This is a genomic window from Exiguobacterium aurantiacum, assembly GCF_001766415.1.
GTDB lineage: Bacteria > Bacillota > Bacilli > Exiguobacteriales > Exiguobacteriaceae > Exiguobacterium > Exiguobacterium aurantiacum_A.
Map to the genome: position 1 here is coordinate 21,574 of NZ_MKXO01000001.1, position 23,034 is coordinate 44,607.

The 23,034-nt window shown below is 51.1% G+C and carries 25 protein-coding genes; 20 read left to right on the top strand and 5 right to left on the bottom strand.

All coding sequences use genetic code 11. The features are described from left to right. Positions 1-10 precede the first annotated feature (10 nt). Positions 11-493 (bottom strand): site-2 protease family protein, encoded by a 483-nt coding sequence (locus BJU60_RS00095; protein ID WP_070326945.1) that lies wholly within the window; start codon positions 491-493, stop codon positions 11-13. Positions 494-647: 154 nt separating this feature from the next. Between BJU60_RS00095 and BJU60_RS00100 the strand changes: the two genes are divergently transcribed. The 8 genes from BJU60_RS00100 to BJU60_RS00135 all read left to right on the top strand — a co-directional run bounded on the left by BJU60_RS00100 (position 648) and on the right by BJU60_RS00135 (position 8,794). Beyond that, entirely contained in the window at positions 648-1,679 is a 1,032-nt protein-coding gene (locus tag BJU60_RS00100; protein WP_070326946.1) for a glyceraldehyde-3-phosphate dehydrogenase, read from the top strand. Positions 1,680-1,909: 230 nt separating this feature from the next. After that, on the top strand, positions 1,910-2,296 hold the full coding sequence (gene speD / locus BJU60_RS00105) for an adenosylmethionine decarboxylase (protein ID WP_029595188.1): 387 nt from the start codon (positions 1,910-1,912) through the stop codon (positions 2,294-2,296). Positions 2,297-2,407: 111 nt separating this feature from the next. Further along, positions 2,408-2,779 carry a hypothetical protein gene (locus BJU60_RS00110; protein ID WP_070326947.1) on the top strand — a complete coding sequence of 124 codons (372 nt, stop codon included), beginning with the start codon at positions 2,408-2,410 and terminating at the stop codon, positions 2,777-2,779. A 12-nt stretch (positions 2,780-2,791) separates the two neighbouring features. After that, the gene (nrdR, locus tag BJU60_RS00115; RefSeq protein WP_035385865.1) at positions 2,792-3,259 is read left to right on the top strand and encodes a transcriptional regulator NrdR; all 468 of its coding nucleotides are present in this window, start codon (positions 2,792-2,794) and stop codon (positions 3,257-3,259) included. A gap of 42 nt (positions 3,260-3,301) precedes the next feature. After that, positions 3,302-4,651, top strand: coding sequence for a DnaD domain protein (locus BJU60_RS00120; RefSeq protein ID WP_070326948.1), 1,350 nt, complete (start codon positions 3,302-3,304; stop codon positions 4,649-4,651). A gap of 5 nt (positions 4,652-4,656) precedes the next feature. Then, positions 4,657-5,571 carry a primosomal protein DnaI gene (dnaI, locus tag BJU60_RS00125; protein ID WP_070326949.1) on the top strand — a complete coding sequence of 305 codons (915 nt, stop codon included), beginning with the start codon at positions 4,657-4,659 and terminating at the stop codon, positions 5,569-5,571. Between the two features lie 309 nt (positions 5,572-5,880). Beyond that, on the top strand, positions 5,881-7,818 hold the full coding sequence (gene thrS, locus BJU60_RS00130; protein WP_070326950.1) for a threonine--tRNA ligase: 1,938 nt from the start codon (positions 5,881-5,883) through the stop codon (positions 7,816-7,818). A gap of 112 nt (positions 7,819-7,930) precedes the next feature. Beyond that, the gene (locus BJU60_RS00135; protein WP_070327894.1) at positions 7,931-8,794 is read left to right on the top strand and encodes a DUF1002 domain-containing protein; all 864 of its coding nucleotides are present in this window, start codon (positions 7,931-7,933) and stop codon (positions 8,792-8,794) included. A gap of 329 nt (positions 8,795-9,123) precedes the next feature. Here BJU60_RS00135 and BJU60_RS00140 read toward each other — a convergent pair whose 3' ends face one another. Continuing rightward, positions 9,124-9,333, bottom strand: a complete 210-nt coding sequence (locus BJU60_RS00140) for a hypothetical protein (RefSeq protein ID WP_070326951.1) — start codon at positions 9,331-9,333, stop codon at positions 9,124-9,126. A 348-nt stretch (positions 9,334-9,681) separates the two neighbouring features. Here BJU60_RS00140 and infC point away from each other — a divergent pair, with 348 nt between their 5' ends. From infC to pheT, 9 genes are all read left to right on the top strand, one after another. After that, entirely contained in the window at positions 9,682-10,212 is a 531-nt protein-coding gene (gene infC / locus BJU60_RS00145; RefSeq protein ID WP_070326952.1) for a translation initiation factor IF-3, read from the top strand. A 30-nt stretch (positions 10,213-10,242) separates the two neighbouring features. Continuing rightward, complete coding sequence (rpmI, locus tag BJU60_RS00150) at positions 10,243-10,437, top strand: 50S ribosomal protein L35 (RefSeq protein ID WP_016508031.1); 195 nt, start codon at positions 10,243-10,245, stop codon at positions 10,435-10,437. Positions 10,438-10,465: 28 nt separating this feature from the next. Beyond that, the gene (rplT, locus tag BJU60_RS00155; protein ID WP_016508086.1) at positions 10,466-10,825 is read left to right on the top strand and encodes a 50S ribosomal protein L20; all 360 of its coding nucleotides are present in this window, start codon (positions 10,466-10,468) and stop codon (positions 10,823-10,825) included. A gap of 86 nt (positions 10,826-10,911) precedes the next feature. Further along, positions 10,912-11,166: a hypothetical protein gene (locus tag BJU60_RS00160; protein WP_070326953.1), complete on the top strand. Its 255-nt coding sequence runs from the start codon at positions 10,912-10,914 to the stop codon at positions 11,164-11,166. 23 nt (positions 11,167-11,189) lie between these two features. Next, entirely contained in the window at positions 11,190-11,672 is a 483-nt protein-coding gene (locus BJU60_RS00165) for a dUTP diphosphatase (protein WP_070326954.1), read from the top strand. 25 nt (positions 11,673-11,697) lie between these two features. Next, positions 11,698-12,774 carry a M42 family metallopeptidase gene (locus BJU60_RS00170; RefSeq protein ID WP_070326955.1) on the top strand — a complete coding sequence of 359 codons (1,077 nt, stop codon included), beginning with the start codon at positions 11,698-11,700 and terminating at the stop codon, positions 12,772-12,774. Between the two features lies 1 nt (position 12,775). Beyond that, complete coding sequence (locus tag BJU60_RS00175; protein ID WP_070326956.1) at positions 12,776-13,522, top strand: TrmH family RNA methyltransferase; 747 nt, start codon at positions 12,776-12,778, stop codon at positions 13,520-13,522. Positions 13,523-13,820: 298 nt separating this feature from the next. After that, positions 13,821-14,843, top strand: a complete 1,023-nt coding sequence (pheS, locus tag BJU60_RS00180; RefSeq protein WP_070326957.1) for a phenylalanine--tRNA ligase subunit alpha — start codon at positions 13,821-13,823, stop codon at positions 14,841-14,843. A 12-nt stretch (positions 14,844-14,855) separates the two neighbouring features. Then, entirely contained in the window at positions 14,856-17,231 is a 2,376-nt protein-coding gene (gene pheT, locus BJU60_RS00185; protein WP_070326958.1) for a phenylalanine--tRNA ligase subunit beta, read from the top strand. A gap of 47 nt (positions 17,232-17,278) precedes the next feature. On the opposite strand, the gene BJU60_RS00190 is transcribed toward pheT, so the two are convergent. The 3 genes from BJU60_RS00190 to rnhC form a co-directional block, all read right to left on the bottom strand. After that, positions 17,279-18,301, bottom strand: coding sequence for a PTS transporter subunit IIC (locus BJU60_RS00190; RefSeq protein ID WP_070326959.1), 1,023 nt, complete (start codon positions 18,299-18,301; stop codon positions 17,279-17,281). Positions 18,302-18,646: 345 nt separating this feature from the next. Continuing rightward, the gene (locus BJU60_RS00195; protein WP_070326960.1) at positions 18,647-19,459 is read right to left on the bottom strand and encodes an alpha/beta fold hydrolase; all 813 of its coding nucleotides are present in this window, start codon (positions 19,457-19,459) and stop codon (positions 18,647-18,649) included. A 72-nt stretch (positions 19,460-19,531) separates the two neighbouring features. Next, positions 19,532-20,443: a ribonuclease HIII gene (rnhC, locus tag BJU60_RS00200; protein WP_070326961.1), complete on the bottom strand. Its 912-nt coding sequence runs from the start codon at positions 20,441-20,443 to the stop codon at positions 19,532-19,534. Between the two features lie 123 nt (positions 20,444-20,566). Here rnhC and BJU60_RS00205 point away from each other — a divergent pair, with 123 nt between their 5' ends. The 3 genes from BJU60_RS00205 to BJU60_RS00215 are packed head-to-tail and all read left to right on the top strand — an operon-like array spanning position 20,567 to position 23,013. Continuing rightward, a complete protein-coding gene (locus BJU60_RS00205) occupies positions 20,567-20,968 on the top strand; it encodes a hypothetical protein (protein WP_070326962.1) in 402 nt (133 codons plus the stop codon). Further along, complete coding sequence (locus BJU60_RS00210; RefSeq protein WP_083273931.1) at positions 20,968-21,489, top strand: nfeD-like family protein; 522 nt, start codon at positions 20,968-20,970, stop codon at positions 21,487-21,489. Before BJU60_RS00205 ends, BJU60_RS00210 begins: the two co-directional genes overlap by 1 nt. Before the next feature lie 3 nt (positions 21,490-21,492). Next, on the top strand, positions 21,493-23,013 hold the full coding sequence (locus BJU60_RS00215; protein WP_070326964.1) for a flotillin family protein: 1,521 nt from the start codon (positions 21,493-21,495) through the stop codon (positions 23,011-23,013). Positions 23,014-23,034 lie beyond the last annotated feature (21 nt).

Below are 23,034 nucleotides of genomic sequence, written 5' to 3' on the forward strand. Positions count from 1 at the left end.
CTTTTTTTGTTCAGTTGAGCGGATCTGCGTCCGGTCGCCCTTTTTTCCATGTGTCGAAAATAGCGCGCCCGTCACTTGGGTGTCCGTTCGAGTAATAGATCGGATAGAGCGAGAAGAACACATAATAAAACGAGAAATAGGCGAACTGATACGTGTAGAGTGTCGGTTCAATCTCCCGTCTCAGGATAAACCAGTTCACAATCAAGATACTCGATAGATTGAAAATCGACCCGCCCGCGTAGACGATACTCCTCGTCAAGCGATTACTGTATTTCAAGTCCGAGAATTGGCACCAGGCGTCATAGAAGTAGACGCGGTTAAACTGCATGCGCCCGACCTTGAATAGCTTCTTCCCGGTCCCAATCTCCATATCGAGTGATCCCCCGAATAATTTCGCGAAAAAGAAATGCCCGAATTGATGGATAATTGTCACAATCGGTAAGATGACAAAAAACGAGATGACAAATTTGTCTAAGTCTGTCCAATCAAACATATAACGTAGCTCCTTTCCAAGCTCTACACCAAATTTCCCTCTTTTTCAAAAACGAAACTGTAAAAAAGTGATAAAAATGTGACGATACATAGTGAAAACGCTTCCATTTTTCCGTTATAATGGTGTCGTAACGCAGAAAAAAGGGGGAACTGGAATGGGGACGAAAGTTGCAATCAACGGGTTTGGACGAATCGGGAGAATGGTGTTTCGTAAATTGATGCTTGAAGGGCGTCACGACGTCGTGGCGATCAATGCGAGTTATCCGGCGGAGACGCTTGCTCACTTGATCAAGCACGATACGGTCCATGGGCCGTTTGAGCTCACTGTTCGAGCGCATGGGGATACGCTCGTTGTCGACGGGAAACAGATTCGGTTAATCGCAGAGCGTGACCCGGAACGATTACCATGGAAAGAACTTGATGTCGAGATCGTCGTCGAGGCGACGGGGAAATTCAATTCGGACGTCGGGGCGCGCAAGCATTTGATGGCCGGGGCGCAGAAAGTCATTTTGACGGCGCCGGGAAAAGGCGACTTACGGACGATCGTGATGGGGGTCAATGATCGCGAGTATATGCCGGAGCAAGACCATATCATCTCAAACGCCTCTTGTACGACGAACTGCCTCGCACCTGTCGTCAAAGTGCTCGATTCGACGTTCGGCATCGAGACAGGACTCGTCACGACGGTACACGCCTACACGAACGACCAGAACAATATCGACAATCCGCATAAAGATTTGCGCCGGGCCCGGGCTTGTGGTAGCTCCATTATACCGACTTCGACCGGGGCAGCCAAGGCGATCGGTCTTGTGCTTCCCGAGCTGCAAGGCAAGTTGAACGGGATGGCGCTCCGTGTCCCGACGCCGAACGTCTCGCTCGTCGATCTCGTCGTCGAGCTGCGTCGTGATGTCACGGCCGCCGAAGTGAACGAAGCGTTCGAACGGGCCGCTTACGGAGAAATGACCGGGATTCTCGGTGTCTCGAACGAACCGCTCGTCTCAATCGACTTTAATGGAGACGAGCGCTCCTCGATTATCGATGCGGATTCGACGATGGTGCTCGGCGGCAACCACGTCAAAGTGCTCGCTTGGTATGACAACGAATGGGGCTATTCGTGCCGCGTTGTCGATCTTTTGGATATGGTGGCGAGCTACCTTCAAATCGGCCAACAAGAAACGCACGCTTGAGAAAATATATTTCGTCAAAAATATTTTAACGAATTCAAACAAATAGCTTGTATCGACGTCCTAAACAGGATACACTCAATCTCGTGAACTTCAATTGGTCTGACAAACGCAACTTAAAGGGTTAGGACCTCTCTGGACTAACTTGCCCCCGTGGTTGTGGGCGATTCAGGCACAAAGTGAGTGATCATCAACTACTTTGAGACCATTGATGTAAAGGGGGATCCACTTATATGGATACTATGGGACGTCACATTATTACAGAACTTTGGGAGTGCAATCCCGACAAATTGAACGATATCGACTACATCGAGCGCTTGTTCGTCGATGCAGCACTTCGCTCGGGCGCTGAAGTCCGCGAAGTCGCTTTCCACAAATTCGCGCCGCACGGTGTGAGTGGTGTCGTTATCATTTCAGAATCACATTTAACGATTCACAGTTTCCCAGAGCATGGTTACGCATCAGTCGATGTGTTCACATGTGGGGACCGGATCGATCCAGCGACAGCTTCACAATACATTGCTGAAGGCTTAGAAGCGAAAGTTCGCGAAGACGTCAAACTTGATCGCGGTATGGGACCGATTCGTGTTCCAGAAGCACAAGTGGCGATCAGCAAATAATCCGATTGACCTTTTGAGGCTGGCCGATTTTCGGTCAGCCCTTTTAATTGTTTTGTTAAGTCGTTAATTTTGATATGCTTAACGTATATAAATTAGGTGCCGAGGTGGACAATGGGATTACTAGACAAGTTTCAAACACATATCCAAACGGATGATACGCATAAAAATGAGGCGTTGCGCACGCGTTATTTCGCGACGTCGCCGAACGCAGTCCTGACATGGTTAGATGAACGAATTAAAACGGAGGGGCAGACGGTGCGCCGAATCGACGCCGAGCGAGGCGAGCTCGCCTTTTACGGTGACGGTTGGGACGCATTGGCCACAGTCGTTCAAGTGGACGGAGGGCGGACCGCCGTCGATTTCACGATGAATCGTGAACAAATGCTCGGTCCTGACCTGAAACAAGTTGTCGCTGCGTATTATGATGCTTTACAAAATAAGTTCCCACTCCGTGCCATCGGGAATCAATCTGTCGAACGATAAGGAGGGCTGAGCATGCGTTGTCCTAAATGTGATCATAACGGAACGAGGGTGCTCGACTCCCGACCAGTCCAAGATTATTATTCGATTCGACGCCGTCGCGAATGTGAAAAGTGCGGCTATCGCTTCACGACGTTTGAAACGGTTGAACAGACGCCGCTCATCATCGTCAAAAAGGACGGGAACCGCGAAGAGTTCAGTCGAGAGAAAGTTCTGCGCGGGATCATTCGAGCCTGTGAGAAACGACCGGTCACACTCGAGCAACTCGAGGGTGTGGTCACGAAAGTCGAACAACAGTTACGGGCGCTCGGCCAGTCCGAGATCCCGAGTGAACAAGTCGGCGAACTCGTCATGAACGAACTGGCCCGCGTCGATGAAGTGGCGTACGTCCGCTTCGCATCGGTCTATCGACAGTTTAAGGACATCTCTGTGTTCTTTAAAGAGTTAGAGGATTTAATGAAGCAAGAAAAATCGACCAACTAAAGGGGCGGCCTTCTGGTCGTCTTTTTTCAGGGGAGAAACGTTATGGAAAAAGAACGGATTCTTTACGGGACTGATGAGCTATTGATCATGAGCACTGGGCTCATTGATCGCGAGTCTTATCAGTCACTTTATCATTTATATCAACCCGTCATCGGCGTGAAGGCGCTCGCGTTGTATCAAACGCTTTGGAGTGAATTGAAGCCGGGTAAAATGAAGTCGAACTATATATCACATAGCGCCTTGTGTGAAATGCTTGATTATTCGATCAACGAACTGGCGGACAGTCTATTCCGGCTCGAAGCGATCGGCCTCGTCCGGACGTACAAGACGAAAGACGCACGGCTGACGCAATACGTCTATCAACTGAGAGTTCCGCTCGCGCCCCACACGTTCCTAAACGATGGGCTGTTATCGAGTTTTCTCTTCTATAAAGTAGGGGAGGTCCGATTCAAGCAGTTGCAAGGACGGTTCACCATCGACCCGCTACCGGCAGGCATCGTCGAAGTGACGAAAGACTTCAATGAAGTGTTCGACGTCAAAGGGGTCAACCAGATGGCGTTCACTCAAAAAAATTATGAGAAGCCGGACCGCGCCAAGATCGAGATCAACTATACGTTCGATATGGATATCGTCAAAAAACTGACAAACTTCCCAATCGGCTTCTTCACGAAGAAGTTAGACGAGACGATCACAAAACTCGCGTACGTGTCGCAAATCGATGAAGAGACGATGGCCGAGATGCTAAAAGAGTATTTCGTTCACGAAGCATACTTACCGCTCAGCGAACAAGAGAAGCGTGATGGTTGCCGGCAGATGGTATTACAATTGAAGAAAAAACAGACACGACATCGAAAAGTGAAGTCAGACGAGACGGAGCAGGCGGAGGTCGGCGATTTGCATGACACAACGGTCATGGAGGAAGCACACCCGCATCAGTACGTATCGACGCTTCGGAAGACGCCACAACTCTCGAAAAGTGACGAACAGCTCATCATCGAGATGGTCGATACACTCGGTCTCGCACCAGGTGTGATCAACGCGCTGTTCTATTATTGTATCGAAGTGAAGAAACAGACGCGGCTCAGCGAGAATTACGTGATGCGCATCGCCACGAGTTGGAAGACGGCGGGCTATTTGCACGCGAGTGACGCATTAGAACGTGAAGCGACGCAAGACGCGTTGATCGAGAAGAAGCAACAAAAACGTGAGAACGTCCAGCGTACGACGGTCGGCTCGCGTCGGAAAGACAAGACCGAGTTGCCGAAATGGCTCGAAGACGATGCGAAAGAGCAACGGTCTTACGATCAGAAGCGCAAAGAGGCGCTCGAATCATCGGTGCCAGATGACGCGGAACTCGTCAAATTGTTGAATGAACTGAAAGAGAAAGGATGAGCGACATGGAACGGATCAATCAGACGCTCGCCCAGATGATGAACCGTAAAGAAGTGCGGGAAGCGTACGAGTCGATTCGCAGACGAACTCTCGAGCACCCTGGTGTCATTACATTTTTAAAGGCGCATCCAGAACTCGACGAGACGGCGATCGAAGTCGGATTTACGAAATTGAGCGAATATGCCGAGCAGATGGACGGGAAGAAGCTTGTCGATGAACAAGCCGTCATCCCCGGGCATCAGCCGGTCCTTTATGTCGATCTCGGTCAAATTGCGATCCGCTATGAAGAGACGGTCGCTCACCGCCAGGCGAGACGTCAAAAAGAGATGGATCGAAAGTTCAAGAGCTTATTTTTACCGGAAGAAGTGCGGGAAGCGAGCTTTCAATCGTTTGATTATTCGGACGATGCCCGAAAGATCGCGCTCCGTGAGGCGATGCGATTCGTCTCGGGGATGAAGACGCGTCAAAAAGTGAACGGCCTTTACTTGTACGGCAGTTTCGGGGTCGGGAAGACGTACTTGCTCGCCGCGATCGCCAACGAACTCAAAGTCGCCGATATCGAGACGATTTTAGTTCACGCTCCGGGATTCGTCTCGGAAGCGAAACGTAAAATTCGTACCGATTCGTTCGATTCATTTTTGACCTCGTTCCAGCACGTGCCGATTTTGTTGATTGATGATATCGGCGCCGAGGCGATCAGCCCGTGGGTACGAGACGAACTGTTCGGGATTATTTTACAGTACCGCATGATGCATCGTCTGCCGACGCTCTACAGCTCAAACTTCAGCAGCGAAGAGCTCGAGACGCACTTCTCGATTGACGGCTCGCCGCAAAACAAGATGAAAGCACAGCGGCTCATGCAACGGATCTCGACGACGACGACGCAGATCGAGCTGAAAGGCGAAAATCGTCGTCGGTAAAGGATTGTATTTCTCGAACGAGTTGACTATACTAATAACCATATAACTGATGCATAGAAGAGGATACGAGACATCGTCACGGGTTTCAAAGCGAAGGAAGAATGGTGAGAGCTTCCTAAACACGCCGATCGACTTACTCCCTCGGAGCACCGCACGGGTCAATCGTGCGGCGATTCACACTCGTTATCGTGTGTTCGAGCCAAGCTTACAGCTTGGGAACGAGGGTGGTACCACGAGAATCAAAGCTCGTCCCTTTCATAGGGATGGGCTTTTTTTATTTTTTTTCAAATAGAGAGGGGAAGTTGACACATGATTCAATTGACATTTCCAGATGGGGCAGTCAAAGCGTTTGAAGCTGGTATCACAGCAGAAGAAGTAGCCGGTTCGATTAGCCCGGGACTTCGTAAGAAAGCCATCGCCGCAAAAATTGATGGTGAACTGATCGATTATCGTCGTCCGATCGAGCGCGACGGTAAAATCGAGCTCGTCATGCCGGACTCGGAGGCAGGCCTCGACTTGATGCGCCATTCATCCGCTCACTTGATGGCTCAAGCGATCAAACGGTTGTACGGCGAAGAAGGGACGATTCATTTCGGTATCGGACCGACGATTGAGAACGGGTTCTATTACGATATCGAGATGGACCGCCGCATCAATGAAGAGGATTTGCCGGAAATCGAGAAGATGATGAAACGGATCGTCGATGAAAACCTCGACATCACACGTGAAGTCGTCACGCGTGACGAAGCGCTCGAGCGTTACAAACAGCTCGGCGACCCGCTCAAAGTCGAGTTGATCGAAGATATCCCGGCAAGTGAGACACTTACAATTTACCATCAAGGTGACTTTTTTGACCTTTGCCGGGGACCGCACGTCCCGTCGACGTCGAAATTGAAAGTCTTTAAATTGATGAGTGTCGCCGGTGCTTACTGGCGCGGAGATTCTGACAACAAGATGTTGCAACGGATCTACGGTACGGCGTGGGCGACGAAAGAACAGCTCGCCGAGCATTTGCGTCTACTTGAAGAAGCGAAAGAACGCGACCATCGTAAACTCGGGAAAGAACTTGATTTGTTCTTCGTCTCGCAAGAAGTCGGCCAAGGATTGCCGATGTGGCTCCCGAAAGGTGCCTCGATTCGTCGTACGGTCGAGCGTTATATCGTCGACAAAGAGCTCGAACTCGGTTATCAGCACGTCTATACACCGGTGCTCGGTTCGGTTGACTTGTATAAGACGTCAGGTCACTGGGATCACTATCAAGACGACATGTTCCCGAAAATGGAGATGGATAACGAAGAGCTCGTCTTGCGCCCGATGAACTGTCCGCACCATATGACGATCTATAAGCATGAGCCACGCTCATACCGTGAGTTGCCGCTCCGTATCGCCGAACTTGGCGGCATGCACCGCTATGAGATGTCAGGTGCTTTGACAGGTCTTCAACGTGTCCGTTACATGGTATTGAACGATGGACACACGTTCGTGACACCAGAGCAGATGAAGCAAGAGTTTAAAGATATCGTTCACTTGATCCAAGAAGTGTATGCCGACTTCGGGATTAAAGATTACCGGTTCCGCCTGTCTTATCGCGACCCGGCCGATAAAGAGAAATACTTCGACAACGATGCGATCTGGGAATCGGCACAGCGTCAATTGAAAGAAACGATGGATGAACTCGGCCTGCCGTACTTCGAAGCGGATGGCGAAGCGGCGTTTTACGGACCGAAACTCGATGTCCAAGTCCGGACAGCGCTCGGGAAAGAAGAGACGTTGTCGACAGTCCAACTCGACTTCTTGCTTCCAGAACGTTTCGATTTGACGTATACAGGTCCTGACGGCAAAGATCATCGTCCAATCGTCCTCCACCGCGGTGTCGTGTCGACGATGGAACGGTTCGTCGCCTACTTGATCGAAGAGTACAAAGGTGCCTTCCCGACATGGCTCGCGCCGGTCCAAGTCAAATTGATCCCGGTGTCTCACGTCCATGATGCTTATGTGGCCGAAGTGAAAGCAGAACTGTTATCACGTGGTGTCCGTGTCGAGACAGACCTTCGGGATGAGAAGTTAGGCTATAAGATCCGTGAAGCACAGATGAAGAAGATCCCGATGACGCTCGTACTCGGTGATAAAGAACGTGATGAGCGTTCGGTCAACATCCGTCGCTACGGTCAACAAGAACAAGTATCGGCAACGCTTGATGAGTTCTTGACGTCCCTCACTGAAGAAATCGCGAATCGTTCACGGTAAAGGTAGGCCATCCTTCAACGGAAGGGTGGTCTTCTTTTCGGTCCAGAGACGGATGCGCAACCTATGAAAGAACACGTATGGTAGAAGAAAGGAGTGATTCAGTTTGAATTATATGAAACCAATTATCGCGCTGACGATCGGGACGATTGTCTCGACTAGCATGATTCCTAAAGTAAACGCCGAAGCGATCGTCGACGATACAATCGTCACCCTCGGGGAGACATTATCAGCAGAGCAGCGAGACTGGGTGCTCGAGCGTGTTGAAGCGCCGGCAGGAATCGAACCGATTATCACGACTGCAGCTGACGAAGAGAAGTATTTAGGTGACGCCGTACCCCAGGCACAACGTGGCGGCGGCATGTACTCATCGGCCCGCATCAAGCTGACTGACGGGACGGGTCTTGATATTCAAACCGAGAACGTCACGTGGGTGACGGAAGATATGTATGCGAACGCGCTCGTCACGGCCGGGGTCACTGACGCCGATATTTACATCACGTCTCCAATCCGTGTGACCGGGACGTCTGCGTTGACAGGTATTATGAAGGCGTACGACCAGACGGCTGACGAGACCGGGATCCAACTGACCGAGGAACGAAAAAATCTCGCGCAAGAAGAACTTGCGGTCACGTCAGAGATCGGGAAGACGGTCGGTCAAGAAGATGTGGCCGGGCTGATGAATGAGATCAAAGCGGAAATCGCGAATCAAATGCCCGAGACGAATATTGAAATTCGTGATATCGTCATTCAAGTATTGAATCAAAACAACGTTCAATTGTCCGATACGCAATTGAACCAGCTGACGACGTTGTTCGAGAACATGCAGCAAGCCAACTTGGATTGGACAGCGATCAGTGATGGATTAAAAGGAGCGGGCCAAGACGTGCAGGCGTTTCTAGAGACGAAAGAAGTACAAGGTTTCTTTGCGCGGCTGTTTGAGTCGCTCAGTAATTTCTTCAAGTCGTTGACGAACTAAACGAAAAAGCAGAGCGAAGGCTCTCAGGCTGTTGACGAACCAGGTCGCTAAAAGCAATCTGGTTCGTCTTTTTTTATGTTCGAAGACCTCGAGGCGCTCTGACCGACATATAATTTAAGAAATGCTATGTAAACGGCCGCCAGATGGCGACCGTTTGCGTTGCTCGTCCGACGACGCCCCGACTCCCGCAGGAAAGCAATCCGACGGAGACCCAGCAGCGACGCGAGTCGCGATGCGGCTCCGGGATTGCCTGCGGAAAGCGTGGGCGCCGGAAGGACGAGCGATATCAATCAGGTTAGTCAACAAGCTGAGAGAGAAGGCTCTGCTTTTTAATACCAACGTTTATGGATATAGTCCCGAGCGGATTCATGATCATCGACGATCTTCAACGTGATGCGGTTCATCTCTTCAAGCAGATCGGTCAATACAGCTTCAAGTTTAGCGTCGTTCATTTCATGGTGACGCATCGTTTCTTGAACGATATGTTTGATTTGATCATGATAATCGTGATCTTGTTTCACGTCTTTTCTCCAGTTCATCCTCGCCGCCTCCTTTTTTATTTTATTCCCTTTGAAAAGGTATTGCGAAACGATGGAATGACTGTTATTATCATAAAAGTGCGAGCTATCAATTATTCATGCGCGAATTCTTGACATCTTTTTCTGCTAGTGTTAAGATGACTTAGTGAGTAAATACAACAAAGCAGAAGCGCCCGCTTCTCACCTCGTCCGAATCGGTTCGGTCAGGTCCATCATGTACGTAATTCAGTTTCGGTGTCTTGCCGTTCTGAGTACGCAATGATGTGTGGGCGGGAAACTGCCGACGCTTTTTTTGTTACTATTACTATGTTGTCTTATTTTAAAATCTAAAACTCGTGCAATCGCACGATGGAGGTGCTAACCATTAGCAAAGAGCTATTTATCAACGAAAACATTCGTGCCCGTGAACTTCGTCTTATTGGAGCGGACGGTGCACAACTCGGTGTACAATCGCGTAGTGAAGCATTACGCTTAGCGGAAGAAGCTGACCTTGACCTCGTCTTGGTCGCTGACAAAGCAAACCCACCGGTCGCTAAAATTATGGACTACGGTAAATACCGTTTCGAACTCCAGAAAAAGGAGAAAGAAGCGCGTAAAAACCAAAAAGTCATCCAATTGAAAGAAGTACGTCTCAGTCCTACAATCGAGGACAACGATTTCCAAACGAAATTGCGTAACGCTCGCAAGTTTCTTGAAAGTGGAAACAAAGTGAAGGCGTCGATCCGTTTCCGCGGACGTGCCATCACACACTCGGAAATCGGTAGACGTGTTATGGAAAAATTGGCGGCGGAATGTGCCGACTTGGCAACAGTTGAACAAAAGCCGAAGATGGAAGGACGCAGCATGTTCTTAGTGCTGGCTCCGAAGAAAGAAGATTAATCATCGAGTCATAGTGGGGAGGAAATACTCATGCCGAAAATGAAATCGCACCGCGGTGCTTCTAAACGTTTTAAACGTACAGGATCAGGTAAACTCAAACGTTCACACGCTTTCACAAGTCACTTGTTCGGTAACAAATCGACGAAAGCAAAACGTAAGCTCCGTAAGGGTGCTATCGTATCAGCTGGAGACTACAAACGTATTCGCAACATGATTGCGAAGTAATACAGAAGGAATTTAGGAGGGAAACTATATGCCACGCGTAAAAGGCGGTTATACGACTCGTCAACGTCGTAAAAAGCAAATCAAACTTGCCAAAGGTTATTATGGCTCGAAACATATTCTATTTAAAGTAGCAAAACAACAGGTCATGAAGTCACTCATGTACGCATACCGTGACCGTCGTCAAAAGAAACGTGATTTCCGTCGTATTTGGATCACACGTATCAACGCGGCAGCACGTATCAACGGTCTTTCATACAGCCGTATGATGCACGGACTCAAGCTTGCAGGGATCGACATCAACCGTAAGATGCTTGCTGAGCTTGCAGTATCGGATGCACAAGCGTTCGCTTCACTCGCTAACACAGCTAAATCAAAATTGAACGCGTAATCGTTCAATCGAAAGCGCCGAGACTCTATCTCGGCGCTTTCTTTTTTCTCGGAAATTTCTTAAGATGAAGATAAGGAGGACACGCTATGGATCAATCTATCTTGGCCATCGTTGCGTTGGCGCTCATCGCTTTAAACGTCTATACGTATTTCCAGGCGAAGCAGTATACGCACGGCGAAGGGAAGTTCAACGTGTTGTACGCCTATGCCGGAGGAGCCATTGGAGCGTTGTTTGGACTTCATTTGACACGCCAAAAAACGGTTCATGCCCCAAAAAGCATGCAAATACAAGTATTGATTTTAGCAGTGGGCTGGTCTTTAATGATTTTAGTACTGCTTTAAGTGGAGAATAGGAGGAGCAACCGGTGAACTGGACAACATTATTTGATCGGCAACGTGAATTAGATGAGCGGATCAAACAAGAACATCAACTATCCGGCAACCAATTCGATGAACGGTTACTCGCTTTACTCGTCGAACTCGGTGAACTCGCCAATGAGACCCGAAGTTTTAAATTTTGGTCAACGAAAGGCCCGTCGCCTCAAGACGTGATCTTAGAAGAGTACGTTGACGGTATCCATTTCTTACTGTCGCTCGGACTCGCCCTCGGATACGAACGGGAGACGTTCCCGGCAGGCAGCTCGTATCTTGACGCGACTGATGCTTTTTTAGATATCTTTCGAAAAGTGACGAATTTTGGTTTGTCGAAGACAGAAGCGATGTACGAGACGCTGATGGCGGCATATCTCGAACTAGGCTATACGCTAGGTTTCAATGAAGAATTGATTCTGATGGCGTATCTATCGAAGAATGAAGTCAACCATGAGCGACAAAATCAAGGCTACTAATGGAGTCGAAAGGGAGCGATACGAGATGAATGAAACTTTACATATGCTAAAACGACTGACGGATGCGACTGGCGTCCCGGGAAACGAAGGGGAAGTCCGTTCACTCATGCGCGAGTATCTCGAGCCCCACGTCGAATCGTTCGAACAGGATGGTCTCGGTAGTCTGTTCGGCCGTGTGACGGGGAACGGTGAAGGACCGCGTGTCATGATTGCCGGTCATATGGACGAAGTCGGCTTTATGGTCACACGCATCGAAGATAGTGGTTTCCTGCGCTTCCAAGCACTCGGTGGCTGGTGGAACCAAGTATTGCTCGCTCAACGCATGGACGTCGTCACACGCTCTGGAGAGAAAATCCCAGGCGTGATCGGTGCGAAGCCACCGCATGTCCTTCCAGTCGAAGCTCGTAAAAAACCGGTCGAGATCAAAGACATGTTCTTAGATATCGGAGCGACGTCAAAAGAACAAGTCGCCGAGTGGGGAATCCGTCCAGGTGACACGGTCGTGCCGCATTGCGAGTTCACGGTCATGAAAAATGAAGACTTCTTGATAGCGAAGGCATGGGATAACCGAATCGGATGTGCGATCGCGATTGAAGCGGCCAAACGTCTGAAAAATGATGCGCCAGGAACCGTCTTCTCGGGGGCCACGGTTCAAGAGGAAGTCGGATTGCGTGGAGCCGTCACAGCGGCAAACTTGATTAAACCGGACGTCGCGATTGCCGTGGATACGGGTATCCCAGGTGATACGCCAGGTATGACACCGGCAGAAGGTTTGTCAAAACTTGGTGAAGGCGTTCAAGTCATCTTTTTTGATGCGACGACTGTCACGAACCCGCGCCTCATCGACTTGATCGTCGAAGTCGCGAAAGCAGAAGACATTAAGTATCAGTTAGATTTGACACCAGGCGGCGGCACCGACGCCGGACGGTTCCATTTATCAGGAGTCGGGATGCCGGCTGTCGCGCTCACGGTTCCAGTCCGTTATTTGCATACGAACGTGTCAATCATCCATAAAGCCGATTATGAAGCGGCCATCGATTTAGTCGTGGCGCTCACCAAGCGGTTGGATAACGAAACGGTTCAATGGTTGAAAGAGGGATAATATGACGAAAATCACGTCTACGAAAAGCGAGACGATTAAGCGTTTGAAGCGCTTGATGACGAAAAAAGGCAGACAAGAGTCTGGACAATTTTTAGTTGAAGGTGAACACTTGGTCGACGAAGCGATCCGGGCCGGACGACTCGTCCAATTGATTATGGGCGAATCTTATCGTCCGAAAAGTTCATGGCGTCTAGACGAGATGCCGGTGCTCGAACTGTCCGACCATGTCGCCGATCTGTTATCAGAAACAGAGAAGACGCAAGGGGTGTTCGCTGTCGTCAAGATGACGCCAGTCGAACGCAAGATGAAGCATGTGCTCGTCCTTGACCGCATTCAAGATCCGGGTAACCTCGGGACGATGATTCGGACAGCAGACGCGGCCGGCTTTGATACCGTGTTTCTCGGTAAAGGTACGGTCGACCCGTTCAATGCCAAAGTCGTACGGGCGACGCAAGGATCGTTGTTCCATGTGAACATTCAATCGGTCGACTTGCTCGACACGTTGCCGGAACTGAAAAGTTTAGGGTTTCACGTCTATGGGACGGCACTCTCGAAAGCGAAGTCATACGACCAAGTCGCGTTCAACGATCAAGTCGCGCTTGTCATCGGGAATGAAGCGCAAGGCGTCCATGACGACGTGCTCGCCCTTTGTGACACACGTGTCCACATTCCTGTAATCGGAGAAGCCGAATCATTGAACGCGGCAGTCGCCGCCGGCATTCTCATGTATCGCATCGCGCTACAATAATCTTGTCACCGCTTGAGAATCGTGATAGTTTAGAAACATCGAACAATATAGGTAAGACGTTGAAAGAGCATAGTACGCGAACCCCCGAACGAGCACAGGGAGCATCGGCCTAGATTGAGAGCTGATGCCGAGGTCGGCGCTGAATTCACTCTGGAGTCGTGTTGGAGACAACACCGAACTGGCATCCCGATACCGATGCTCTCAAGTGGGCCTGATCGGCCAAGTAGGGTGGTACCGCGTTTATTCGTCCCTTCAGTCATCGACTGAAGGGACTTTTTTTGTAGAGGAGGAAACATTGATGAAAGAACAGTTAGAACAATTACAACGTGAGGCCCTTCAAGAAATTGAAACGGCGTCATCACAAAAAACGTTGAACGACGTCCGGATTAAGTATTTAGGTAAAAAAGGCCCGATGACCGAAGTATTGCGCGGGATGGGCAAGTTGTCCGCCGAAGAGCGCCCGGTCGTCGGTGAACTCGCCAACACGGTGCGAACGACGATTCAAGAGGTGTTAGAGGCACGGATCGAGGACGTGAAGGCGGTCGAGCTCGAAGCGAAACTCGCAGCCGAGACGATCGATGTCACGCTCCCTGGTCGAACGGCACTTCCGGGACATAGCCACTTGCTGCAACAAATTGTCGACGAGATGGAAGACTTGTTCGTCGGTCTCGGGTATACGATTGCCGAAGGCCCAGAAGTCGAAACCGATCTGTACAACTTTGAAATGTTGAACTTGCCGAAAGATCATCCGGCACGTGACATGCAGGACTCGTTCTACATCACGGACGAGACGCTTCTGCGGACGCATACGTCGCCGGTGCAAGCACGGACGATGCTCGAAGCGGACGGGAAACCGATTCGCATCATTTGTCCGGGCAAAGTGTACCGTCGTGACGAAGATGATGCGACCCATTCACACCAGTTCATGCAAATCGAGGGACTCGTCGTCGATGAGCATATCTCGATGGCCGACTTGAAAGGCACGCTTGAAGTGTTCGTCAAGCAACTGTTCGGCGAGACACGAGAAATCCGGCTTCGTCCAAGTTTCTTCCCATTCACAGAGCCGTCCGTTGAAGTCGATATCTCATGCTTCAAGTGTGGCGGCAAAGGCTGTAACGTCTGTAAAGGGACAGGGTGGATTGAAATTCTTGGAGGCGGGATGGTCCATCCGCGCGTCCTCGAGATGGCAGGCTATGACGCGACGAAAATGTCTGGCTTTGCTTTCGGGATCGGTGTCGAACGGATGGCGATGCTCAAACACGGTGTCGATGATATTCGTCACTTCTATACAAACGACTTACGTTTCATCGAGCAATTCTAAGGAGGATCATACATGTTATTATCGAAAAAATGGTTGAACCAATATATCGACGTCTCAGACTTGAGCGGGCAAGCGTTAGGCGATTTGATCACGAAAAACGGAATTGAAGTCGAGAGCGTGACAGACCGCTCTGAAGGATTGAAAGGTCTTGTCGTCGGACACGTCCTTTCATGCGCGAAACATCCAGAGGCTGACAAGTTGAACGTGACAACGGTCGACGTCGGTGACGACAGCCCTGTCCAAATCGTCTGTGGGGCACCGAACGTCGCGCCCGGACAACATGTCATCGTCGCAAAAGTCGGCGCAAGACTACCTGGCCTTAAAATCAAAAAAGCAAAACTTCGTGGCGTCGAGTCGCAAGGCATGATCTGTTCGCTCGAAGAACTCGGTTTCGAGAAAAAACAGATTCGCGAAGACGAACAGGACGGCATCCATACGTTCCGGGAAGAAGTTGAAGTCGGAGCGGATGTCATCAGCTTGCTCGATCTCGATGACGAAGTGATTGAACTCGGATTGACGCCGAACCGTTCGGACTGCCTTAGCCTATACGGCATCATTCATGAAGTCGCGGCGATTTTAGAACGCCCGTATACGTTGCCAGCAGCCGATGTCGAAACGGATACGCCGAACGACGTGTCTGTGCGACTCGAGACAGACAACTGCACGTACTACGCGACGCGTCGCGTCGACGGGGTAACGATTGGCGAGTCGCCACAGTGGTTGAAAAACGTCTTGATCGCGGAAGGTGTGCGCCCGATCAATAACGTGGTCGATGTGACGAACTACGTCATGCTCGAACTCGGTCAACCGCTCCATGCGTTTGACACGTCTAAGCTCGGCCGTATCATTTTGGTTCGCCAAGCCCAGGACGGAGAAGAAATCGTCACACTTGACGATGCGACGCGCACACTCGATTCGTCGATGATGGTCATTACCGATGGACAACATCCGGTCGCAATTGCTGGAGTGATGGGCGGAGCGAATACCGAAGTCGACGCGACGACGACGAGCATCATCCTGGAGTCGGCTTACTTCACGCCGGCCTCGGTCCGGAAGACGAGCCGCACGCTCGGTCTTCGTTCTGATTCAAGCGCCCGTTTCGAAAAAGGAGTCGATCCGGAACGTTTACTCCTCGCGCTTGACCGTGCCGCTGCATTGATCGTCAACGTGAGCGGCGGAACAATCAGTGAGCCGGTCATCGCCGGAAGCAAAGCGTCCGACGCCCGCACGATTGACGTGTCGATTGATTATATTAACCATCGACTCGGGATGGACCTCGACCAAACGACGATTAAACATATTCTAAAGCGGCTCGGGTTAGACGTGACAGGAGACGAAGCGTTGACGGTTCACGTCCCGTCGCGGCGACCGGACCTAGAAGTGCCGGCTGATATTACGGAAGAAGTGGCGCGACTATACGGATACGACAGCCTTCCATCGACGCTCCCGGCATCGCAGTCGAAAGGCTACCTGCCAAAAGACAACGTACTCCGTCGTCAAGTGCGCCGCGTCCTTCAAGGGACGGGCTTGTCACAAGCGATCACGTACTCGCTCACGAGCGAGCTTCATGCATCACGGTTCGACGGTGAGGGAGCGACGACAGTCCGACTCGCCATGCCGATGAGCGAGGAGCGTTCGGTGTTACGGACATCACTCGTTCCGGGATTGCTTGAAGCGGCCCGTTATAACACGGCGCGTCAACAAGCGAACGTCCGTCTATTTGAGACAGGACGGGTGTACGTAGAGCACGGAGAAACGTTGCCACGCGAAACGGAACGCGTCGCGGGCGTAGTGACAGGACTTTGGTACGATCACCGTTCGCAAGGAACACGCATCCCGGTCGATTACTTCGTCGCGAAAGGCATCGTCGATACACTGATGCGTTCGCAACGCATCGACGTGACGTACGAAGCGGCCGTCATTTCAGACATGCACCCTGGCCGCACGGCGAATGTTCTCGTCGCGGGGAACGTCATCGGATACGTCGGGCAAGTCCATCCGGCCGTATCGAAAGACGTATACGGCTTGAAAGAAGTTTACGTCTTCGAGCTCGACCTTGGCGCATTGAAGTCTGAAGCGATGCTCGTCTATCAAGACGTACCACGTTACCCATCGATTTCGCGAGATCTTGCGCTCGTATTGAAGCGTGACATTCCGGCCGGTCAAGTCGAGGCGACGATCAGACAAGCGGCGGGTCCGCTCTTGATCGAGCTTGCTCTGTTCGACGTCTACACGGGCGATAACGTCGGTGAAGCGGAGAAGTCGATTGCCTTCTCGCTCAAATATCAAGATCCGACGCGGACACTTCTTGATGAAGAAGTGACAGCGTCGTATGATGCAATCATCGAAGCAGTCAAAACCAAATACGGCGCAGAAGTACGCGCTTAACAGACAACAGCGATTCCCTTTATTGTGGGAATCGCTGTTTTTAGAATTCATTGAACTTCAAGCGCCAAGTCACCGAACTTCGTCCAACCGACGAGGCAAGTCACTTTGTAAAGAAGGAACGTGATGACAGCCGGTAAGATGACGCCGGTGCCGACGAAGACGAGAAACGCTTCCATACCCTGTGCGGCAAGGATATTGAGCGGGGCGATCATTGAGTTCAAGCCGAGCCCGGCAATCTCATACGGCACCTCGAGTGAGAACCAAAGCGTCGCGATCGGAGCGCTGATCATGGCGGCGATGAACGGCGGCATGACGACCCGTGGATTTTTGACGACGTTCGGGAACTGGACTTTCGGTGTGACGAAAAACGATGCGACCAAGCCGCCGGGGTCGGTTTGGCGATAAGCCATGAGCGTGAAGCCGACGAATTGGGCGGTGCAGCCGATCAAGGCAGCAGCACTCGCGACCGGGTCGAGCTGAAGCGCGATCGCAAGCGCGGCTGATGAGGCAGGTGACATGAGCATGACGCTGAAGACGAGGGCGATGACGAGTGACGTTGCGATCGGTGATGTGTTGACCGACGAAGTGATGCTCGCGCTGATCGAGTTGATGAGCGGTGTCGTGACGGCAGCGGCACCGACACCGACGATGCCTCCGCCGAGCACGGCCGTGACCGGGACGACCATCATATCGAACTTCGTCTTACCGAGGACACGTTTGCCTAACCAGACGGCCGCAGCTGCAGCAATCAAGGCACTGATCGGTTGACCGGGGACGAGGACAAGCCCGCTCTCCGTCGCTTGAAGGGCCGCACCCCCGACGGTCGCCGCAATCATCGAACTGAATAAGATGAGGGTGTTGCCGCCGAGCTGATAGGCGACTCCGGCACCGAGCGCCGGGGCGAGCAGTGACTTCGCGACTTGTCCGATCAAGACGAGCGTCTCGATTCCGGCCATCTTACCGATCGTTTCAATCAAGAGTCCGACCCCGAGTGTGACGAGGACGGCGCTAGCCATCCCTGCTGATATTTTGATCATCCGATCCATTGCGTACTGTTTCACTTCCATCATCTCCTCTATATGTGTTACTCCAATAAAAAAACCTATCCTGATTGGATAGGCGCGTCGGTCATACCATGAGCGCCTCGTCCGAAACCATCGAAACAAGGGCCCAAAAATTCGTCTCGGTCAGCGAGTCGATTTTTCAGTCCCTCAGTCGAATAATAATCAGTAGGCCGTTATGTAATGGTGTACGCATCGTCGCCAGCTCCTCTGTTCAAGATTTTTCTAAGAGTAACACGATATTTTTCAATAATCAATATTTTCTGAAAACTTTCTGAAAAATATTTTTTCCACAGACGAAAACAGAGACCCGCTTCCGTTTAAGGAAGTGAGTCTCTGTTTAACGGTATAGACTTAAGACGTACTGGCTGCCAGTAAACCGACTTGTTGATCGATGAAGTCCATTGAAATGGAATTGAACGTATCGGGTTGATCGACGTTGACGACATGCCCCGAATCGTGGACGACTTGGACGTGTGCTGTCGGTTGATGCTTCGCCGTTCGTTCGACGGCCTCAAGGAACATGTAATCCTCGTCGCCCATAATGTAGAGGATGGGGACGGATGTTTGGATTGAAGTGAAGTGACGCAGCAGCGGATTCATGTTTTCCGTCATCTTGAACCAACGGATGAACTCGCGTTGGCACAAATTGGCCGCGTCGCGCACGAACATCATCCGCGATTTTTTATGCCGTTTCTTCGGCAACAAGATCCAAGCGAATAGTTGATACAGCCACATGTAAGGCACGAAACTTTGCATGAGGCTGCCGAGCCGGATGAGTAAGGTCGAGCGGACGTTGAACTTGACGATCGCACCACCTAAGACGACAGAGGCGATGCGGTCGGGGTGATGCTCGAACATCGCTTGGATGACGATCGTCCCGAGCGATAGCCCGACCATATGGCCTTTTTCAATATTTAAATAGTTCATCACTTCGACGACGTCTTCGACGACGACATCGAGCGTGTAGGCGTTGAGTGGTTGATTCAAAGATTGTTCTTCGTTATATGAGCCGCCATGACCGCGGAGGTCGAGCAGCAAGACGTTATATTTCTTTCGAAATGGACGAATTTGACGATACCAGTGAGATAGACTCCCGCCTGCGCCATGTATGAAGATGACCCAAGGATGGTCGTCGCTTAATGTGTACGTTTTATAATGCAACATGAACGCTATCCCCCAAAAGTTTTTAAGTTCATTGAACCATAAAATAAATATAACATATCTTTGAAGTGAGAACTATCGTTTCTGCTCGCATAAACGCATCGCTTTTTTCGTGTTCGCGAAGTGAACTTTAGCGATATCGTTCAAACGTTCTTGACCGTAGCGAAGGATCAAGGTCGCGGCCACTTGATCGACTTTCGCTCCGGCCCCTTTCGGTAACGTGACACCGAGTGTCGCGCTCAATTTGTCCATCTCTTTCAAGAAAAAAGCGCGGGCGAGGATCGAGGCCGCGGCGACGGCGACGTGGAGGCCTTCCGCTTTCGTCGAGAAGTAGACATCGTCTTTGACGATATCGGTCTCAGAACTCAAATGTTTGTAGTAGACGGCTTTTTCAGCGAACTGGTCGATTAGAATCGCTTCTGGCGTCTCGTCTAACTTTTTCAAGAGCGCCGACAACGCCGCGTTGTGGGCGATCGCAGTCATCTTCCCTTGCGTCATCGTCCGTTGCATTTTGTTGTACGTCGGGTTGTGCAGCGTCGCTTTCTGGTAGGGAATCGTGACGTGCAAATCTTTAGCGATGCGTAAAATATCTTTATCGGTAAGCAATTTAGAATCTTTGACGCCGAGTTCTTTGACGAGGGCAATCTTTTCCTTCGGGACGTAGGCGGCGACGACGACGAGCGGACCGAAATAATCGCCTTTCCCGACTTCATCGCTCCCGATGACGGACCAATCGGAAAAACCGGCCGGTAACGTATGTTTTGGACCGGACGTTTCCTTTTTGATGGAATCTCCCCATTTGGCCGCCTCTTCATCCGCAGCCCGACCTTGAAACATGACTTTTCCCGAATTGTACACGGTGATCACACAGTGGGGCGTCTTGGCACTGAAGCGAGCGTGTGGTGGCGGATTGACCGCGTGAGCGCGATAGCTCTGGATTAATTGTTCTTGAGCCGCGGTCGATAGTTTGATGACTTGATTGCCCAAAGTGAGCACTTCCTTTCTTAACGTTCGCAAATTTATCTTACATTTTTTTCGCGCATTTTGAAACCAATGATTCAATTGATACGTATGAATGAGTGAGTAGAAAAGAAGTGAGGTGAGACGGAGATGTGGTGGCGCGATGACACGGACCAAGATGAGGCAGAGTTCCTCTATAAACATATTCTCGAGCTCGAGGCCAGGATCGCCAAACTGGTTGCCCATCAAGTCAGGGTGCGTCGCCTGCTGATGCAAGAGTCGTCGGAGGCGGCGACAGAGCAGATTATTACGTTACAGGGCGAAGTCGATCACTATTTAAAACTACTGCGTCAGGAACGGCTCGAAGAGGTTGACCGGTATGATCGGTTAAACCTTGAACGAACGCTTGGCCGCGTGCGGAAGGCGGTACAGTATCCGACCCGGCCGTTATCGGAATGGGATACGATTGAACAGGCACTCGCACTTGAAGTCGAACATTTGCGACGTGTGCTCGCATATGAACAACAGCGCCGCACCGAGGAGGGATGGTAATGGAATCGTTAGATCAACTGTACTGGTGGGTACTCATCATTGCCGGTCTCGGTACATTTTTATACATGCTGTTCTCGGACGCGTTCGATTTCTTCGAAGGCTGGTTCAATCCGGCCGTCATCCTCTCTTTCCTGGCGCTCGGGGCAGGGATCGGGTTAATCTTGAACGCGCTCGCCCATGTGTCGCCGATGATCGGTCTCGCGGTGGCGCTCGCCGGCTCATTCGCGCTCACGACGTTACTATACTTGTTCGTCCTCCTACCGCTGTCAAATGCGGAAGAGTCGATTGGTATGACTGATGAGTCGCTCGTCGGATTGGTCGGGCGATTGACCGTCCCCGTCCCGGAAGGCGGTTACGGTGAAGTGCTCGTCGAGTCGGTCGTCGGTTCGATTTTGAAGACGGCACAAAGTATTGACGGGAAAGCGATTCCGAGTGATCGTCGAGTCGTCATCATCGAAGTACAACGAAATATCGCGGTCGTCATGGAATATGACGAACCCACTATTCGAAAGGAGCAATAATGTATGGACACAACCATTTTAGTCAGTATTATCGTCGGAGTGATTTTGCTCGCCTTGATCTTCGTGTTTGTCTTGAAATATCGTACAGTCGGACCGGATGAGGCGCTCATCGTCACCGGGAGCTACTTAGGTAAAAAGAACGTCCACAGTGACGCTTCCGGTAACCGCGTCAAAATCATCCGCGGCGGCGGGGCGTTCGTCTTGCCAGTATTTCAACAAGCGGAACCGCTCAGTTTGCTCTCGAGCAAGCTCGAAGTAACGACGCCTGAAGTATATACCGAGCAAGGAGTCCCGGTCATGGCTGATGGGACGGCCATCATTAAAATCGGCGGCTCGATCAGTGAGATTGCGACAGCGGCCGAACAATTCCTCGGCAAACCGAAAATCGAGCGTGAGAACGAGGCGAAAGAAGTGCTCGAGGGTCACCTTCGTTCGATCCTCGGTTCGATGACAGTCGAAGAGATTTATAAAAACCGCGACAAGTTCTCGCAAGAAGTGCAACGTGTCGCCTCGCAAGATTTAGCGAAGATGGGCCTCGTCATCGTCTCGTTCACGATTAAAGACGTGCGGGATAAGAACGGATACCTCGAGTCGCTCGGGAAGCCACGGATCGCCCAAGTAAAACGTGACGCCGACATCGCCACGGCCGAAGCGGATAAAGAAACGCGCATCAAACAAGCGGAAGCGATGAAGGACGCGAGGAAAGCGGAGCTTGAACGAAACTCTGAAATCGCGGAAGCGGAAAAAGAGAACCAACTCCGCATCGCCGACTACCGCCGCGAGCAAGATGTCGCTAAAGCACGGGCTGACCAATCGTACGAGCTTGAAGAAGCCAAAGCCAAACAAGAAGTCACAGAGCAACAGATGCAAGTTCAAATCATCGAGCGTCAAAAGCAAATCGAGCTCGAAGAGAAAGAAATCATGCGTCGTGAAAAGCAATATGATTCAGAAGTGAAGAAAAAAGCCGACGCCGACCGCTATGCGATCGAACAGGCTGCGGAAGCTGATAAAGCGCGTCAAATCGCCGCAGCAGATGCCGGGAAGTACCGCATCGAGGCCGAGGCGAAAGCCGATGCCGAACGCGTCCGTCTCGCTGGTGTCGCCGAAGCCGATGCTGAACGGGCGAAAGGGGAAGCAGAGGCCGATATTATTCGTCTTACTGGTCTCGCCGAAGCCGAAGCGAAACAAAAGATCGCCGAGGCGTTCGAACAGTACGGTCAAGCCGCCATTCTCGACATGGTCGTCAAGATGCTTCCTGACTACGCGAAGCAAATTGCGGCACCGCTCGGTAACATCGACCAAATCACGGTCGTCGATACGGGGAGCGGTAAAGACGGGGGAGCCGGGAAAGTCACGGGTTACGCGACTGATTTGATGGCTTCACTGCAGCAGACGCTCAAAGCGTCGTCTGGCATCGATATGAAAGACTTGCTCGACAATTTTGCCGGAAAAGGCAACGTGCCGACCTCACCGACTGCTGAACGGAAGTTGACGGAAACGACCGTCGCGGCGTCAGAAGAATAAGTTGAATCAACAAGGCTGCAG

Excerpts from the sequence above, each read along its gene's own strand:
- BJU60_RS00095 (WP_070326945.1), bottom strand. The coding sequence starts at position 493 with ATGTTTGATTGGACAGACTTAGACAAATTTGTCATCTCGTTTTTTGTC.
- BJU60_RS00100 (WP_070326946.1), top strand. The coding sequence starts at position 648 with ATGGGGACGAAAGTTGCAATCAACGGGTTTGGACGAATCGGGAGAATG.
- speD (WP_029595188.1), top strand. The coding sequence starts at position 1,910 with ATGGATACTATGGGACGTCACATTATTACAGAACTTTGGGAGTGCAAT.
- BJU60_RS00110 (WP_070326947.1), top strand. The coding sequence starts at position 2,408 with ATGGGATTACTAGACAAGTTTCAAACACATATCCAAACGGATGATACG.
- nrdR (WP_035385865.1), top strand. The coding sequence starts at position 2,792 with ATGCGTTGTCCTAAATGTGATCATAACGGAACGAGGGTGCTCGACTCC.
- BJU60_RS00120 (WP_070326948.1), top strand. The coding sequence starts at position 3,302 with ATGGAAAAAGAACGGATTCTTTACGGGACTGATGAGCTATTGATCATG.
- dnaI (WP_070326949.1), top strand. The coding sequence starts at position 4,657 with ATGGAACGGATCAATCAGACGCTCGCCCAGATGATGAACCGTAAAGAA.
- thrS (WP_070326950.1), top strand. The coding sequence starts at position 5,881 with ATGATTCAATTGACATTTCCAGATGGGGCAGTCAAAGCGTTTGAAGCT.
- BJU60_RS00135 (WP_070327894.1), top strand. The coding sequence starts at position 7,931 with ATGAAACCAATTATCGCGCTGACGATCGGGACGATTGTCTCGACTAGC.
- BJU60_RS00140 (WP_070326951.1), bottom strand. The coding sequence starts at position 9,333 with ATGAACTGGAGAAAAGACGTGAAACAAGATCACGATTATCATGATCAA.
- infC (WP_070326952.1), top strand. The coding sequence starts at position 9,682 with ATGGAGGTGCTAACCATTAGCAAAGAGCTATTTATCAACGAAAACATT.
- rpmI (WP_016508031.1), top strand. The coding sequence starts at position 10,243 with ATGCCGAAAATGAAATCGCACCGCGGTGCTTCTAAACGTTTTAAACGT.
- rplT (WP_016508086.1), top strand. The coding sequence starts at position 10,466 with ATGCCACGCGTAAAAGGCGGTTATACGACTCGTCAACGTCGTAAAAAG.
- BJU60_RS00160 (WP_070326953.1), top strand. The coding sequence starts at position 10,912 with ATGGATCAATCTATCTTGGCCATCGTTGCGTTGGCGCTCATCGCTTTA.
- BJU60_RS00170 (WP_070326955.1), top strand. The coding sequence starts at position 11,698 with ATGAATGAAACTTTACATATGCTAAAACGACTGACGGATGCGACTGGC.
- BJU60_RS00175 (WP_070326956.1), top strand. The coding sequence starts at position 12,776 with ATGACGAAAATCACGTCTACGAAAAGCGAGACGATTAAGCGTTTGAAG.
- pheS (WP_070326957.1), top strand. The coding sequence starts at position 13,821 with ATGAAAGAACAGTTAGAACAATTACAACGTGAGGCCCTTCAAGAAATT.
- pheT (WP_070326958.1), top strand. The coding sequence starts at position 14,856 with ATGTTATTATCGAAAAAATGGTTGAACCAATATATCGACGTCTCAGAC.
- BJU60_RS00190 (WP_070326959.1), bottom strand. The coding sequence starts at position 18,301 with ATGATGGAAGTGAAACAGTACGCAATGGATCGGATGATCAAAATATCA.
- BJU60_RS00195 (WP_070326960.1), bottom strand. The coding sequence starts at position 19,459 with ATGTTGCATTATAAAACGTACACATTAAGCGACGACCATCCTTGGGTC.
- BJU60_RS00205 (WP_070326962.1), top strand. The coding sequence starts at position 20,567 with ATGTGGTGGCGCGATGACACGGACCAAGATGAGGCAGAGTTCCTCTAT.
- BJU60_RS00210 (WP_083273931.1), top strand. The coding sequence starts at position 20,968 with ATGGAATCGTTAGATCAACTGTACTGGTGGGTACTCATCATTGCCGGT.
- BJU60_RS00215 (WP_070326964.1), top strand. The coding sequence starts at position 21,493 with ATGGACACAACCATTTTAGTCAGTATTATCGTCGGAGTGATTTTGCTC.